The sequence below is a fragment of the Streptomyces sp. NBC_01237 genome (assembly GCF_035917275.1).
Taxonomy (GTDB): domain Bacteria; phylum Actinomycetota; class Actinomycetes; order Streptomycetales; family Streptomycetaceae; genus Streptomyces.
Map to the genome: position 1 here is coordinate 855708 of NZ_CP108509.1, position 15488 is coordinate 871195.

Annotated in this window: 10 protein-coding genes; 5 read left to right on the plus strand and 5 right to left on the minus strand. The window is 71.8% G+C overall.

Annotation, left to right across the window (positions count from 1 at the left end):
* Positions 1 to 854: 854 nt before the first annotated feature.
* Positions 855 to 1886: a MerR family transcriptional regulator gene (locus OG251_RS40205; RefSeq protein WP_326682210.1), complete on the minus strand. Its 1032-nt coding sequence runs from the start codon at positions 1884 to 1886 to the stop codon at positions 855 to 857.
* Positions 1887 to 1950: 64 nt separating this feature from the next.
* Here OG251_RS40205 and OG251_RS40210 point away from each other — a divergent pair, with 64 nt between their 5' ends.
* Positions 1951 to 2712: a maleylpyruvate isomerase family mycothiol-dependent enzyme gene (locus OG251_RS40210; RefSeq protein ID WP_326682211.1), complete on the plus strand. Its 762-nt coding sequence runs from the start codon at positions 1951 to 1953 to the stop codon at positions 2710 to 2712.
* 73 nt (positions 2713 to 2785) lie between these two features.
* Here OG251_RS40210 and helR read toward each other — a convergent pair whose 3' ends face one another.
* From helR to OG251_RS40225, 3 genes are all read right to left on the minus strand, one after another.
* On the minus strand, positions 2786 to 4933 hold the full coding sequence (helR, locus tag OG251_RS40215; RefSeq protein WP_326682212.1) for an RNA polymerase recycling motor ATPase HelR: 2148 nt from the start codon (positions 4931 to 4933) through the stop codon (positions 2786 to 2788).
* Between the two features lie 187 nt (positions 4934 to 5120).
* Positions 5121 to 6356: a glycosyltransferase gene (locus tag OG251_RS40220; protein WP_326682213.1), complete on the minus strand. Its 1236-nt coding sequence runs from the start codon at positions 6354 to 6356 to the stop codon at positions 5121 to 5123.
* A gap of 279 nt (positions 6357 to 6635) precedes the next feature.
* Positions 6636 to 9158 (minus strand): helix-turn-helix domain-containing protein, encoded by a 2523-nt coding sequence (locus OG251_RS40225; RefSeq protein WP_442818458.1) that lies wholly within the window; start codon positions 9156 to 9158, stop codon positions 6636 to 6638.
* A gap of 605 nt (positions 9159 to 9763) precedes the next feature.
* On the opposite strand from OG251_RS40225, the gene OG251_RS40230 reads away from it, so the two are divergent.
* The 3 genes from OG251_RS40230 to OG251_RS40240 all read left to right on the plus strand — a co-directional run bounded on the left by OG251_RS40230 (position 9764) and on the right by OG251_RS40240 (position 12298).
* Positions 9764 to 10651 carry a hypothetical protein gene (locus OG251_RS40230; protein ID WP_326682215.1) on the plus strand — a complete coding sequence of 296 codons (888 nt, stop codon included), beginning with the start codon at positions 9764 to 9766 and terminating at the stop codon, positions 10649 to 10651.
* Positions 10652 to 10868: 217 nt separating this feature from the next.
* Complete coding sequence (locus OG251_RS40235) at positions 10869 to 11975, plus strand: alpha/beta hydrolase (protein ID WP_326682216.1); 1107 nt, start codon at positions 10869 to 10871, stop codon at positions 11973 to 11975.
* 110 nt (positions 11976 to 12085) lie between these two features.
* Entirely contained in the window at positions 12086 to 12298 is a 213-nt protein-coding gene (locus tag OG251_RS40240; RefSeq protein WP_326682217.1) for a hypothetical protein, read from the plus strand.
* A 109-nt stretch (positions 12299 to 12407) separates the two neighbouring features.
* Here the strand turns inward: OG251_RS40240 and OG251_RS40245 are convergent, their stop codons facing one another.
* The gene (locus OG251_RS40245) at positions 12408 to 13820 is read right to left on the minus strand and encodes an aminopeptidase P family protein (RefSeq protein WP_326682218.1); all 1413 of its coding nucleotides are present in this window, start codon (positions 13818 to 13820) and stop codon (positions 12408 to 12410) included.
* 214 nt (positions 13821 to 14034) lie between these two features.
* On the opposite strand from OG251_RS40245, the gene OG251_RS40250 reads away from it, so the two are divergent.
* The gene (locus tag OG251_RS40250) at positions 14035 to 15018 is read left to right on the plus strand and encodes a LuxR family transcriptional regulator (protein ID WP_326682219.1); all 984 of its coding nucleotides are present in this window, start codon (positions 14035 to 14037) and stop codon (positions 15016 to 15018) included.
* Positions 15019 to 15488 lie beyond the last annotated feature (470 nt).

The following is a 15488-nucleotide window of genomic DNA, read 5'->3' on the forward strand; positions in this document are numbered from 1 at the left end:
CTCCGGCGCGCCATGATTGCCGTCCCGGCCATGGATGCGACGAGTGCGGTGGGGTGAGGGGGTCCACACCCTGAGTAACGCGGCTGCGGCCGGCCGGGCGGACCCGTCACGGAAGGTGGCCCCTCCCCGCGGCAGGGCGGCGGCAACTTGTGCACCGCCGGGCGGAGTTGCCGCCGCCCGCTGTGTCCGTCAGAGCCGTGGGCGGGCTTCGGCCGCCCGGCGGGCCAAGGGCTGTCCCGAAATCCCTGGCGGGCGCACGACGACAGCTACGGCACCTCGCGGCGTTGTCGGAAAGCCCCAATACATCCCGTATACGGATGTCCCTCTCCGCCTTGCGACGCACCGCACCCGAGGCCGCGCGCTGATCCACCAAGGATGACGGGACAGCCCTCAGCCGCTGCCGGGGTGGGTGGGAGCCGGTGCGCTGCTGCCGGTGCAGGAGGGGAGGCCGGCCACCAGCTCGGTGAGGGCCGGATCGCCTGCGCAGCGTCGCGCGTGCAGGTCGGCGATCTTCCGGGCGATGTCGGGGTCGGATCGAGCTCGTCGAGGTAGCGGCGGCGCGTCGCCGTGCGCTGCGGGCCACGCCGGTCGTACCCGGACAGGGGCGACACCGACGAACGGCCCGGCACCCGCTACGGACGCGCCGGGCGGAGCCCGTGCTGAGCCGGGACTTCGCCCCCTCCGGCACGTCAAGGCCGTCGAGAAGAGGAAGGCCGAGCGGAAGGCGGGCGGCGGAGTCCTCGGCACCGTCGGCACCGGGCAGGGGGGTGCCGTCGATGCGGACCGGCCCGTGCCACGTCAGCCCCCTCGCCGAGAGCTCCCCACGACCGGCGGGCCGTCGCCATATCCCTCGATCAGCACTCCGCGACGCTGTCGTCAGCCACTGACACGGCACGATCCGGGGACCGGTGCGGGGCCGCGGGCCGGGGCGGTTGCGCCCTCGGATTCCCGCTTCCCGCCTCAGCGGCGTCGTCCGCACGTACGGAGCGTTCGAGGGAGTCGGTCAGCCACAGGTGGGACGTGCCGAGTGTGACCGGGCTGCCGCCCGCCTCGGCCACGAGGCGCCAGTAGCGGCGCATCCGCGGGACGCGGTCGGCCGCTACGTGGGCCAGTAGCCCGCACCGGAACCGCGGGGTGTCGCGGCCGCCGCGCACCGCGGCGTGCGCCGCGACGAACCGGTCGAGTGCGTGGCCCGCCCGGGGCGGCTCGCCCGCCCGCACCATGGGCCCGGCGAGTGCGCACGCCTCGCTGATCCCGCTCATCAGCTCATCCTGGTCGGCGACCAGTTCGGCGTTGTCCCGCGCCATGGCCAGCAGGCCGCGGGTCAGCGCCCGGTCGCCCGCCAGGGCGTACAGCTCGGCGAATGCGACCACCTGCGACGGGGTCGGATCGGTGGGCGGCTCGGGCACGGCCATGGTCACGAACGCGGTGAGCATGGCCTCGGACACCGGGGCTGCCGTCGCGCGTCGCCAGAAGCCGATCAGCGCGTCCCGGGCGGCCGCACCGTTGTCCACGGCGGCCAGCAGTTCCAGCCTCGCGGCCCGGTCGGCCGGCCCTGCCTCCTCCACCGCGCGCAGCGAGGCCCGCCGCCAGGCCAGCCCGGCAGCCTGCACGTCGAGCGCGGCCCGCTCCGCCGCGACGACCTCGGCCACCGAGCGTTCACCGGCGAGCACCTGCCTGATGGAGGGCAGCCCCAGCCCGAGCCTGCGCAGCCGCCTGACCAGGCCGAGCCGCTCCACGGCCGCCCGGTCGAACCTGCGGTGCCCACCCGTGCTGCGTACCGAGTCGATGATGCCCTCGTCGCAGTAGAAGCGAACGGTCCGCACCGGCACACCGGTCAGCCGTGCCAGGTCACCGATCCCGAACGTCTCGTCGAGCAAAGGCACTTGAATCTCCACTGGACTGGAGTTCCTACCGTACCGGCCTGACCCCTTGAGAGGAGCTTTCGTGATGACGGAGACACTGGACACCGCACGGCTCGTGGCGGGCCTGCGGGAGCAGACCGGAGCGTTCACCCGCGCGGTCGCCGGAAGGGACCCGGACGCTCCGGTGCCCACCTGCCCGCGATGGCGGCTGCGCACCCTGGTCGGGCATGTCGGTCAGGAGCACCGGTGGGCGGCCGAACTGGTCCGCAAAGGCGAGCGGTTGCCCGTTCCCGACCCTCGGCAGGCGGACCCCGGCGCCCCGGACGCATGGGCCGGATGGCTGCGCGAGGGCGCGGAGGAACTGATCCGCGCGATCGAGGAGACCGGACCGGACACCGGGACACCCACGTTTCTCGGGCCGCGACCGGCTGCCTTCTGTCTGCGCAGGATGCTGAGCGACACCTGCGTCCACCACTACGACGCGGCGTTCGCGACGGGCACCCCGTTCGGGGTCGCCGATGACCTCGCGGCCGACGTGATCAGCGAGAGCCTGGACCTGCTGTCCGCTTCGGCCTTCGAGAGGGTCCGGCCGGCGGTCGCAGAGCTGCGTGGCAGGGGCGAACGCATCGGGTTCCGGCCGCGGTCCACGGACGGCTGGGTGATCACCAGAACGCCTGAGGCAGTGCGGTGGGTACGTGGGCCGGTCGAGGCCGACGTGGTGGTGTCGGGGGCGGTGGCCGACCTCATGCTGGTGTTCTCCCGCCGCGTACCGCCGGAGGACGACCGGGTGACGGTGACGGGCGACCGTGCGTTGCTGGACCACTGGCTGGCCCGCGCGGTGTTCTAGCCCGGCCGGTCCGCACCTCGTCGACGCCGCCTCCCGGCCTTCCGGGAGACGGCGTCGCCCTGCGGAGCCGCTGTCAGGGGCTCGTGAGGATGACGAGTTGCCGAGTGGCCCGGGTCATCGCGACATAGCGGTCGACCGCTCCTTCGATGCCCTTGCCGAACGCCTCCGGGTCGATGAGGACGACCAGGTCGAATTCGAGCCCCTTCGACAGTTCCGGAGTCAGCGACCGCACGCGGGACGTCTCCCGGAACGCGGGATCGCCGATGACACAGGCGATCCCGTCGGCGTGTGCGTCGAGCCAGGTGTCCAGGATCGCGGTCAGATCCGCAGCACAGCCGTGGAGGACGGGCACGTCGGCGCTGCGGATGGAGGTCGGCACGTTGGCGTCCGGGAGCACGGCGCGGATCACCGGCTCCGCTTCCGCCATGATCTCTTCCGGCGTCCGGTAGTTGACGCTCAGCGAGGCCAGCTCGACCCGGTCGAGCCCGACCCGTTCGAGCCGTTCCCGCCACGTCTCCGTGAACCCGTGCCGGGCCTGGGCACGGTCCCCGACGATGGTGAAGCTCCGGGACGGGCACCGGAGCAGCAGCATCTGCCACTCCGCGTCGGTCAGTTCCTGGGCCTCGTCCACGACGATGTGCGCGAACGGGCCCGCGAGCCGGTCCGGCTCGGTGCCGGGCACCGCGGCCCCGTCGCCCAGGGCGTCCCGGATGTCCCGTCCGTGCAGCATCGTCACCGCGCCCTCGCCGTCGTCGTCGGCCTCCAGCAGGGCGTCGACGACATGGGCCATGTGCTCGCGTTCGGCGGCGACAGCGGCGTCGTGGCGACGCCTGTGTCGCGACGCTTCCGGATCGCCGACCCGCTGCCGTGCCGCGTCCAGGATCGGCAGGTCGGACACCGTCCACGCCCGGGCGTCCTCGCGCTGGAGCCGCTGGATGTCCTCGCGGCCGAGCCAGGGAGCGCACATGCGCAGGTAGGCGGGTACCGACCACAGGTCTCCGACGAGGTCCGCCGCTTCGAGCAGCGGCCACGCGCGGTCGAAGGCCGTGATCAGCTCCCTGTTCCGCAGCAGCGACCTGCGGAGCAGGTCGGCCGAGCCGTCGCCGTCGTACTTGTCCATCAGGATCGTGAGCAGTTCCTCCCAGACCTGGTCGCGTGCCTCGTTGTGGGGAGCGCCCGGTCCCGCCGACGCGAAGGCCACGGCCCAGTCGTCGGCGCTCAGCCGGATGTCGGACCACTGGGTCGTGACCGTCATCCCCCTGGTGGGCGGCTCCTCGTAGAAACTGACGGCCCTCTCGATCGCCTTCACCAGATCCGCGGACGACTTCAGGAGGGCCACGTCCGGATCGGCCTCGGCCGTCGCCGCGGCTCCCTCGGGGACGAGGTCGCGCAGGGTACAGGTCTGTACGCCCTCCTCCCCGAGGCTGGGGAGGACATCGGCGACGTAGCCCAGATAGGGCTGGTGCGGACCGACGAACAGTACGCCGCCCCGGCGGTGGCCGAGGCGAGGGTCGGAGTGGAGGAGGTAGGCGGAGCGGTGCAGAGCGACGACGGTCTTGCCCGTACCCGGACCGCCGTCGACGACGAGCGCGCCGCGGGATCCCGCCCGGATGATGGCGTCCTGGTCGGCCTGGATGGTGCCGAGCACATCGCGCATCCGTGGCGACCGGTTGCTGCCCAGGCTCGCGATGAAGGCGGACTGGTCGTCGAGCGCGGCGTGCCCGGCGAACCCGTCCGGGGTGAACACCTCGTCCCAGTAGTCGCTGATCCGCCCATGTGTCCAGCGGTACCTGCGGCGGCTCGCCAGGCCCATCGGGTTGCCGTGGGTGGCGCCGAAGAACGGCTCGGCCGCGGGGGAACGCCAGTCCAGCAGCAGCCGTCGCCCCTCGCTGTCCGTCAGGCCGAGTCGTCCGACGTACACGGGCTCGGGGCTGTCCGCGCCGACCATGTGCCCCAGGCACAGATCCAGACCGAAGCGACGCAGCGCCCGCAGGCGACCGGTCAGCCGGTGGATCTCCGTGTCCCGGTCCATCGCCTGACGGCCGACGCCGCCGGGCGACCTGCGCTCGGCGTCGAGGCGGTCGGACAGCTCGGCGATCGACTGCTCAAGGCACTGCGCGATGGCCGCGAAGTGCTCCTCGTCGCCGCCGATCAGCGTCGGATCGTCCTTGGGGGAAAGGCGGTCGGGAAGGTCAAACGCCCTTGTGGTCAGGGGGTTCACGGTACGAGCTCCGATCTGAGGTCTCCGGCGCCCTTGCGCACGGCCAAGGGCTGTCCCGCGTGACGAATCCGGTGGCCATGACGGGACACGCTCCGCCCGGCGGGGACCCCGTGGCCGCTGTCCGTCGAGGCCGCCGGGATCTGTGGGTTCTTGTGTTCCGGGTCCCGCCCGATGGTCCGGTGCGGTGTCACGCGGGCTCGGGCGGCCGTTCCCGGCCGAAGGTGTCGAGCAGCAGCTTCGCGGCCACCTCGGCCCCGTCGGCGCGGATCGTGCCGGCCACGGCCCTCGCCCGTGCGCCGGTCCCGGGGGCCAGGGCCGTACCGAGCGCGGCCGACAGGGACTCGAAGGTCGGGGTCGGGCCGTCGTGTGCCGCGCCGATGCCCAGGTCGGCCACTCGGCCCGCCCAGTACGGCTGGTCGGCCATCTGGGCCACCACCACCTGGGGCGCACCGGCCCGGGTGGCCGTCGTCGTGGTGCCCGCGCCGCCGTGGTGCACGACGGCGGCCACCCGGCCGAACAACTGCTGCTGGTTGACCTCGCCGACCACGAAACAGTCGTCCCGGTCGTCGATCGCGGCCAGGTCCGCCCAGCCGCGCAGGACGACCGCGCGGCGGCCGTGCGCCCGGACCGCTTCGAGGGCCACCCGGGCGACCTCCGTCGGGGCGAGCATGGGCATGCTGCCGAAGCCCACGTACACCGGTGGTGCTCCGGCGTCCAGGAACGCCTCCAACTCGGCGGCGAGCGGCTGGACATCGGGCAGGATCCACGCGCCGGTCCGGACGACGTCGAAGTCCGGCGTCTCCTGCCACGGGTCCAGGACCGGGTCCGTCGCCAGCCACGGCCGGTCTCCGATGACGTAGTCACGGACGTGGTCCACCGGTGGCAGGCCGATCGACGCCCGGTTCGTGTTGAGCGCCTCGCCGAACAGTACGTCGATGCTCTCGGCGTCCAGGTCCCACAGCACCTGGTTGTCGGTCACCTCCGGCGGGAACGGCCGCCCCGGATACGCCGGCGGCGGGTGGTGCGGCGACGGCAGGGTGAGCTGCTGGAAGGTCACGGACACGGAGGGGATGCCCAGCTTCTCGGCCACCGAGCGCGCGCCGGCCGCGGCCGGCATCATGCCGGTCGCCACCAGCACATCGCATCCCTCGGCCGCCGCGACGACCGTGTCGAACTGGGCGGCGATCACCTCGGCCGCCCGCCGGGGAAGGGACGACGCGGGCGGCGCCGCCTTCGTCCACGCGCGCGCCGACGGGCCGACCGGCACCAGCGGCACGCCGACACCGGCCAACCGCTGCGCGAAGTCCTCGTCGGGCGGCGCGCACACCCGCGCTTCCGCGCCGAGCTCACGCAACCGCACCGCCAGTGCCACCAGCGGTTCGACGTCTCCGCGCGACCCATACGTAGACAACAGCACACGCACTGAGTGACTCTCCCATTTTCGCAGGTCCTGGCCTCGGCGGACGATTCTGCGGCATGACCGGGGCCTTGCCGCAAGCCCCCCTGTGCGCTATACCTTGGGAGTGGAAAGGAGTGGGTACTCCCCCTTTCCCGGTCTCGTCCACTGCCGACGGACACCCTCCTCCCTGAGCGAAGCGTCGACGTACGTCCGCCGACAGCTCCAGCCGTCCCGGTGGCGGGTCGCGTACACGAGGTCGTACGCCGGTGACACCTCGCGCGCCGACGGGGGCGCGGCGCCACGTCACCGGCTGACGTCGGGCTCCTTCACCACCGCGGTGGGCGGCGTCCGCGAGGCGGGGAATCTGGCCGGTGCGTAGTTCGGCTGCCGCAGGCGGTACACGTGTCCGAGATGGTGCTGAAGCCGGGCGTGGCGGAACTGATAGACCGCACCGGTCCGGCGCAGCACACCTCGGCGGTAGGCGTCGTCGAGGAAGGCACCCGTGTTCCAGGGAAGCTTCCCGGTGAGCGGCAGCCAGACGCGGACCAGGGTCAGCCACTGCCCCCAGGCGGTGAAGCACAGTGCGTAGGAGAAGGCACCGCCGAGCCCTCCGACCGCTCCGATGAGGATTCCGTTGGGCAGGCTCCAGCCCAGCGGCCCGAACACCCCCCGGAACACGTCGACGATCAGGAACCCGCCGAGGGCGATCGCCACGCTGAGCACGGGAACGATGACGAGGATCTGCCGGCCCACCGTCGCGCGGTTCGCGGACAGCAGGCTGATCGGAGTGGCCGCGGAGGATACGTCCAGCGGCGCTTCGAGCGCCGCGATGACCCCGAAGACCAGCCCGGCGGCCGAGCCGAAGATCAGCCCGAAGATCAGCATGTCGATGAGCGCGCTCTCGAACACGTCGGGAAGCGCGAGCGGATGCCCGTAGTACAGCGCGCGTTCGAGGGCGAAGGCGCACGCGCACCCGGTCCCCATCACGAATCCGCCCAGCAGCACGGCGCCGAACCGGGCGGCGAACGTGCGCAGCGGTCTGCGGCCGATGCCGTTGGATCTGGTGTGCAGCCGCAGGCGCACCTGACTCGGCGCGAAGACACCGCCGTCCAGCGCGGCCAGCACGGCGTAGACGGATCCGAAGGCGAGGCCACCGGCCGGCCCCATCATGGCTCCCTGCGCGAGGATCTCGCCGGGCGTGATGACGCCGGCGAGCAGTCCGACCAGCCAGGTGGACACCGTGATGCAGAGCGCGGATGCCAGCACGACGGCCGTGGTGCGCGTCGAGCGTCGCAGCGAGTCGCCGATCTGCCACCACGCGAGGTCCTGCCGGTCCCGGTCGAGGCGAACCATGTGGTGGGCGAGGTATCCGAGCCAGCGCCGGGCCCGTTCCGGGTCCCAGTTCCGCGGTGGACGCCGGGACCCGCCGATGCCCCGCTCGGGGACGCGCGGCCGGTAGACCGCGGGCACGAAACCCGCCAGCAGGTGTTCTTCCAGTGCGTGCTCGGTGGGGAACCGCTCGGTGTTCAGCAGTTCCGCGGAATCCCTGTCCGGCGCTTCGCTGTACATCGTCCGCGCCAGGACGACCATCAGGGGGGTGCTCAGAACCCTGGCGAGATGCACGCCCGACTCGGCCTTCGGGGACCGCAGTTCCTCCAGGACGGTGTCCCAGGCCCCTGCCCTCCGGTCGGGCCCGGGGCTGTGGGCGGCGGGCCGGGCGGTCCGGGGCAGGTAGGCCGTGAGGTCGTCGGGGGTGAGGTCGGTGAGTTCGATGCCGGCCGCCCAGACCAGTGGCGCCCGTGCCGCCCGCACCGCCTCGGCGTACTCGTCGCGCCGGCTGGTCAGCACGAGCGGCAGCGAGGTCGCGTTGAGGGCTTCGAGCGTCTCACGGCGCAGGCTTTCGGCGATCTCGTCGAACCCGTCCAGGACCGGCAGTACGAGATCGGCGTCGACCAGCGCGGCGGCCAGGGTCATTCCGCCGGGAGTCCTGCGGGCCAGATGCTGATAGTCCCGCAGCAGCCGGCCGATCAGCCAGTCCCGCAGGGTGATGGCCGTCGCGTCCCAGTCACCGATGCTGAAGATCACCGGTACCCGGCCGGAAACCGCGGGGCTCTCAAGGAAATTCAGGATCAGCCTGATCGTCAGAATGGACTTTCCCGATCCGGCCCGGCCGAGAACGACCAGACGTCCGGACGGGATCTTCCGGTAGACGTCCGCCACACTGCGCAGATCGCCGCTCAGTTCCACACGGGGCGAAGTGGCTCCCGGTGGCAGGCGTTCGATGTTCTCCGCATGGTCGGTCAGGTCCGCGGGTGCCGGTTGCCATCGCACCGGCAGCGGAAACGGGTCGTGGACCCGGTGCTGCTCCTCCTCGCGCCGCCAACGGCGTCCGACCTCTCTCGCCAGTTCGGCAGCGACGCCGACGAGCGCGTCACCGGCCGACGACGAGAGCGAGGCCGGGCCCGGGAGCGGTACGGAGGGCGGGTCCGGGGGCGGTGCGGAGGGCGACAGTGAGGGCGGGTCCGTGGGCGGTGCGGAGGGCGCGCTGTCGGCTTCCGCTGGACCGGCGACCGTCTCCGGTTGTTCCGGGGCCGTCGAGGCATGGTCCTTCGCGAGCATGGCAGCCAGGCGCCTGCGGTCCTCCGGGGTGGGTTCCAGAGCGTCGGCGAGCAGGTTCACCGTGCCCAGCCGATGGTCGGTGGCCTTTCCGGTCTCCAGCCGGCTGATGGTGCGAATGCTCACCCCGGACCGTTCCGCCAGCTCTTGCTGCGTCAGCCCCGCTTGATTCCGCAGCCGGCGCAGCAACGTGCCGAGCTGATCCGTCACTTGGGTGCCCCTCCACTCGCGAGCGCGGACAGCGGCGAGTGTAGTCCGGTGACCGGCCATATATGGCCGGTGCTCTGTCCTGTCCCCCGAGCCGGGTGGATACGACGATCAGTGGTGCCGGGCCCATCGGCGGGTGGTCCTGCCGGGCAGCGGACGCCGGGATCGCCCGGCCGGCCCGGCGGCGGGAGCGTGCCGGAGCCGAAGGGCTGTCCCACCGACTGCCCGGAAACGGGATACGAGATACGAGGAATCGCCATGGCATACCGCTGCTGGTGCGGAGAATGCGCTTTCAGGACGCCATGGCTCAGCGAGTCCCAGGCCGAGACGCGGCAGATCCAGCACTACGCCGAGAGGCACCCGGGCCTTGAGCCCGGCGGCCATGTGGAAGTCAGTCGCAGGAGTCCGAACGGGGGTACGGGATGTCTTCGGGTGGTGGGAATCCTCGTCCTGTTGCTGATCCTCGCGGCCGCATGCCGTCAGTGGTACGGGAATTGAGCCCGAGGGCTCTGCCTGCCCACCGGAATGGGACGTCCGGGCGGCCGGGCGGAGGGGACACCGCCCCGCCCGGCCCTGAACACGTCGAATCACCGAGGAAAGGAATACGCATGCGTCAACGGCGAATTGTCGGTCTTCTTGCCGGAGTCCTGGGACTTCTTTTGGCCCTGACGGGCACCACCGGCGCCACGGGCGCTGTCGCGGCCGAGGCCAGGACGGCAGCGGTCGCGGGAGGGGAGAAGCGTGTCTTCAACGCCATGCAGATCATCTTCCAGCCGGACACACCCGATCTCTTCTGCACGATCGGAGCGGTCGGCACGGACACCTACGGGCGGAACATCGCCATCTCGGCGGGGCACTGCCTGCGCGGCGAGCAGTACGCCGACCGTGACATCCCCGAGAACATCCAGCCCGTCTACGATCGCGGCGACGCCGGCTTCGGCCCCATCGGGTACGTGCGGTACTTCAAGGATCCCGAGGGCTCGATGACGGGGCACGCCACCAAGGACTACATGATCATCGAGCTGGTGCCGACGGTGATTCCCTCCTCGCAGGGCCCGCACCTGAAGCAGGTGGGTGAGACCGCGGTTGCCGGCGGGCAGCCCAGCCCCAACGCCCTCACCCCGCCGCTGGCCGTCGAACGCCTCCTCGGCACGGCCCTGTTCGACAACAACGAACTGGTGGTGTCCGGTCAGCTCGGTGTCTACTACGGACGCATCACCAACAACTCAAGCGGTATTTACCAGTCCTGGGCTCCGCACAAGGCCGGAGACTCGGGGGGACCGGCGATCTGGCACGTGCCCGGCAGCGCCTACCCCTCGTCCGAGAACGGCTTCCGGGCGACCGGCCCCTGGGCGGGGATCACCAAGGCCATCTTCCTGGGAGTCCCCCAGTACGCCTATACGAGCTCCGCGAACATCCTCGCCGACCTTCGTGCCCGGGATGCCGCACACCCCGGCGTCTACGGCGCGGGATTCCGCGTCACCACTAACCCCTGAGGGCCATGCGCGGGCAGACGGCAACCGCACCGCATGCCACGCCACCGGGACGGCGACGCCGCACCGTGGCCGAACGCGGGCGGCAGGAACCTCTCGCGGCAGCCGGCCGGCCCTCACCGCAGGCCGGCACCGCCCGACGCCCGGTCCACCGAACAGCCGGCCCCGTGGAGCGGCCGAAGTGTCCCTCCCCCACGGAAAACCGAAAGCAGAACGCCCTATGAAACCCATGATGTCCGGCGCACAGATCCGCGCCACGATACGCGCCAGGGCGGCCGCCGCCGCGATCGCCGCGACGGCGGTGCTGAGCGCACTGTCCGCACCGGTCGCCCACGCGGACACCCCCGTGATCCCGAGCTTCACCGACGGCTACGGCCTGACCCAGGTCACCGACGCCACCGAGGTGCACTCCAGCACCGACTTCACGATCACCGTGACGACCCCGCAGCTCTCCGGCCGGCACAAGATCCGCGTCTTCCTTCCCTCCGGCTACCGGACGGAGCCCGCCAGACGGTGGCCCGTGGCGTACTTCCTGCACGGTGGGGGCGGCACCGTGGACGACGCCGCCGCTGCCCCCGCTCTGCGCTCGGACTCGATGATCACCGTGGTCCCGGACGGCGGCCTGAAGGGCTGGTACGCCGACTGGGTCATGCAGAGAACCGCTCTGGGCGCGGCCAACTGGGAGACCTTCCACATCAGCCAGGTCATCCCGTTCATCGACGCCAATCTGCGCACCGTCGCCGACAGGGGACACCGGGCGGTCGTCGGTCTCTCGATGGGCGGTTACGGAGCCCTGCGGTACGCCGAGGCCCACCCCGGCCTCTTCGGCCATGTCGCCTCCCTGTCCGGCGGCATCGACTTCGGCATGGCGGAGATCCGCGCGGCCGTCCTGGCCACGGAGCTCAACCTCACCGGCGCGTGGTGCGCGGTGAGCACCTCCACCCCGTCCGGCACCGGCCGGTGCACCGGCTACGGGCCCTATGTCGACAGTGACGCGATCTTCGGCTCCCCCTACCCGGTCCTCGACGCGGACCGTGTCTGGAAAGCGGTCAACCCCGCCGCCCCGGCCAACCTCGCCGCCCTGACCGGGACCGGAGTCACGCTCTACACCGGCAACCAGGGGCCCATAGACCACTTCACCGAGATCGCCGCCAGGACCGTCAAGGACCGCCTGGACGTGCTCGGACTGCCCAGCCGCCTCATCAACTACGGCAACGGCTCCACGCTGGCTCCCACGTGCGACGGCGGCCACAACTACGGCTGCTGGGCCCCCGCGCTCGCCGACTACATTCCCCGCCTCGCGACCGAGTTCGCCACGGCGAGCTGACCTCGGGGAGCCGTGCCGCACGGCTCCCCGGAGGACGGCGGACCGATCACCGGGGGGTGAGTTCCCACGGACACGTCCGGTGCGGGGAGGAGACACGCGAGACTGGGTGCATGTCTCTTCCCCGTACCGAGTGCCCCGAGCCCGGGTGCGGCCGCGATGTCGCGGTCAGCCGCAAGGGGCTCGTCTACCGCCACGATCCGGCATCGGGCAGGACCGCGGAGCTGAAGTCGTGCCCCGGGAGCCTGAAACCGGTCCGGGCCCCGGAGGGCGACCCGGTGCTGTTCGTCACCCCGGGGATGCCGGAGCCGGCCCGGTTGTTCTGAGCAGCAGGGCCCGGCGCGACGGAAGGTGCTCGCGCCGGGCCCTGCTGTCCCGGCGGGTGATCGACAGGCTCTGAAGATCGTCGGGTGCCGGGCCCCTTCCTCGACGCGCTCAGCCCGCGAACCGGGCCATCCATGCCTCGACGTCGTCCGCCGACCGCGGCAGGCCCGCCGACAGGTTCTCGTTGCCGTCGTCGGTGACGACCAGATCGTCCTCGATCCGGACGCCGATGCCGCGCCACTCCTCGGGCACCGTCAGATCGTCCGGCTGGAAGTACAGTCCCGGCTCGACGGTGAGCACCATGCCCGGCTCCAGAACACCGCCGACGTACTCCTCGTCCCGGGCCTGGGCGCAGTCATGGACGTCCAGACCGAGCATGTGACCGGTGCCCGCCATGGTGAATCGGCGCTGGAGGCCGAGTTCGTACGCCCGGTCGGCGGGGCCTTCGATGAAGCCCCATTCGACCAGCCGGGCCGCCAGGTAGCGCTGGGACGCCTCGTGGAAGTCGCGGTAGGCGGCGCCCGGCTTGACGGCGGCGATGCCTGCCTCCTGCGCCTCGTACACCGCGTCGTAGACCTTGCGCTGGAGCGGTGTGAAGGTGCCGCTGATCGGCAGGGTGCGCGTGACGTCGGCGGTGTAGAGGGTGTGCGTCTCCACGCCGGCGTCGAACAGGAGGAGGTCCCCCGCCCGTACCGGACCGTCGTTGTCCGTCCAGTGCATGATCGTGGCGTGTTCGCCCGCGGCGCAGATCGAGCCGTAGCCGACGGCGTTGCCCTCAAGGCGTGCGCGGCGGAAGAACGTGCCCTCGATCCAGCGCTCGGACGACGCGATCGCCCGGGAGAGCTCACCGATCACATCGGTGAATCCGCGCACGGTGGAGTCCACGGCCTTGCGGAGCTCGGCGATCTCCCAGTCGTCCTTGACGAGGCGGAGGTCGCTGAGCGCCTCTTCCAGTTCGGAGTCACGCTCCTCCTCGGTGGTGACGGCGGTCTCCAGGGACGGGTCGATCCCGCGGACGATCCGGGTCGGCACCGCGGTGGCGGCGGCCAGGTCATCGGCCGCCGCGCGGACGTCACGGCAGGGCAGGCCGAGCACGAGCTGCGACTCGGCGAGGGAGCGGCGGCGGCCCATCCACAGTTCCGCCGTGGGGCCCGTCCAGAATTCGTCGTTGTTCCTGCTGTCCCGCGGCAGCTGGTAGCAGTAGGCGTCGTGGCCGCCGTCCGCACGGGGTTCGAGGACGAGGGCGCCGTCCCGGGCCCGGTCCCCCGTCATGTGCACATAGCCCGAGTACGGGCGGAACGGGTAGGCGTCGTCGTTCGACCGGACCTTGAGGTTCCCCGAGGGAATCACGAGGCGTTCGCCCGGGAAGCGCGCGGAGAGCGCGGTGCGGCGGCCGGCCGCGTACGGGGCCTGCTCGGCGAGCCGCAGGTCGTGCCGCTCGGTGTCCGCCCACCCCGTCCGCATCAGAGCGGACAGTTCCTCGGAGATCCCTGAGTAGAGACCGTTCTTTCGGCCTTTCGCCACGTCGTACGCCTTCCTGTGGGTGGGTGCCTCAGCGGCGAGGGGCCGCGGGAGCCGCGCGGACTGCTTCCGCTCGCGGTGCGTCCCGGGCGCCCTCGCTGCCGCCGGTCGTCGGCGGCTCCCGGACGGTATCGCGCACAATGAGCGTTCGGTGCCAAGGACCGCCACTGGCACAGATCCGCCAAAACCCTGGCCGGAGCCGTCGATAATGGGGTTCATGACGAACGGGAAACTCGGCGAGGCCCTGCGGCTTCTGGGAATCGATCACGCGGCGGTCCGGGTCTATCTGGCGCTGCTGGAGCTGGCCCCCGCGCCGCTCAGTGCGATCGGGACCGCGGCGGGGCTGGACGGTGCGGATCTCGCCGCGTCGTACGGCGCGCTGGTCGACGCCGGTCTCGCCAGTGCCGCCGAGGAGGGCGAGGACGTGGTGGCGCCGGTTCCCCCCACCGCGGGCCTGGAGATCCTCGCCCGGCACCGGGCGGCCGAGGTCGAGGAGTCGCGCATCACCGTCGGGGGCGCGTTCGAGTCGTTCCGGCGGCAGCGGCTCGCCGCGTACAACGATCATCTCGTGGAGGTCGTGACCGGCGACGCCATCGGCCCCAGGATCCGTCATGCCTGGGCGAGTGCCCGCGACAGGATCCGGCAGTTCGAGTCACCGCCGTACTTCCCCCTGCCCGGAGCCACGGACGACGCACTGGCCACACTCGCCCGCGGTGTGACGCAGCGCGTCGTGTACTCGCGGGAGTCACTGGAGCATCCGGGCCACCTGAAGAACGTCATCGAGCCGTGCATCAAGGCCGGTGAGCAGGCGAGGGTGCTGCCGTCCGTGCCGGTCAAACTCGTGATCATCGACGAGGCGTACGCACTCGTGTCGTTGTCGATCAAGGAGGCCGACGTGCACAACACCATGCTGGTCGTGCAGCCGTGCGGCCTGCTCTCCGCGCTCGTGGCGCTGTTCGAGCAGTCCTGGCAGAACGCCCTGCCGTTCCACGGCCGCACCACAGGGCCGGGCGGTCTGCCGGCCGCCGACCGCCGGCTGCTGTGGCTCCTCGCGGGCGGCGCGAGCGACGATGTCATCGCCCGCGAGCTGGGAATCAGCCGCCGGACGCTCTTCCGCCGTCTGCAGATCCTGATGGCGCAGCTGGGCGCCGCCAACCGTTTCCAGATGGCCTTGCAGGCCCAGCGCTCCGGATGGCTGTGACCGGCCCGCCGACGGGCGAACCGGTTCCGGGGCCGGCCGGCCGCGGACGGCCGTTCGAGGGTGGCGCGAACCGCACGAGGGAGCGCTGAGCCGTGCGAGGGTGCCGCGAACCCCACGGGGAGCGGAGGGAGCGCCTCTGCTTTCGGCCAATCATGCGGCCGGGGAGTGTCGTGCGAACGATGTGCGCGTGGCCCCGGCCCGACCGGACGCCAAGATCGTCCCGCGCGCGGGCCGGCCACCGGCCCACGGATACGGAGGTCCGCCGTTCGCCCCCGAGAACGAGGGGAGGCCGACTTCCAGGAGGGGTGGCACCGTCGATGCGTACGGCCGGAGGGACGGCCCGCTCCCGCGGCGCGGCCTCCCTTCGTGCTTCCTGGCACGCCGGACGGACGAGGTGAGAGCACACGTAAGCCTCGGCGCCACCCCCGAGGCGTGAGGGGCACGGCCGGACGGGGGCGCCCGGCACCGGG

Bases quoted from the DNA above. Each gene is read 5' to 3' on its own strand.
- OG251_RS40210 (WP_326682211.1), top strand. From the start codon at position 1,951: ATGACGGAGACACTGGACACCGCACGGCTCGTGGCGGGCCTGCGGGAG.
- OG251_RS40230 (WP_326682215.1), top strand. From the start codon at position 9,764: ATGCGTCAACGGCGAATTGTCGGTCTTCTTGCCGGAGTCCTGGGACTT.
- OG251_RS40235 (WP_326682216.1), top strand. From the start codon at position 10,869: ATGAAACCCATGATGTCCGGCGCACAGATCCGCGCCACGATACGCGCC.
- OG251_RS40240 (WP_326682217.1), top strand. From the start codon at position 12,086: ATGTCTCTTCCCCGTACCGAGTGCCCCGAGCCCGGGTGCGGCCGCGAT.
- OG251_RS40250 (WP_326682219.1), top strand. From the start codon at position 14,035: ATGACGAACGGGAAACTCGGCGAGGCCCTGCGGCTTCTGGGAATCGAT.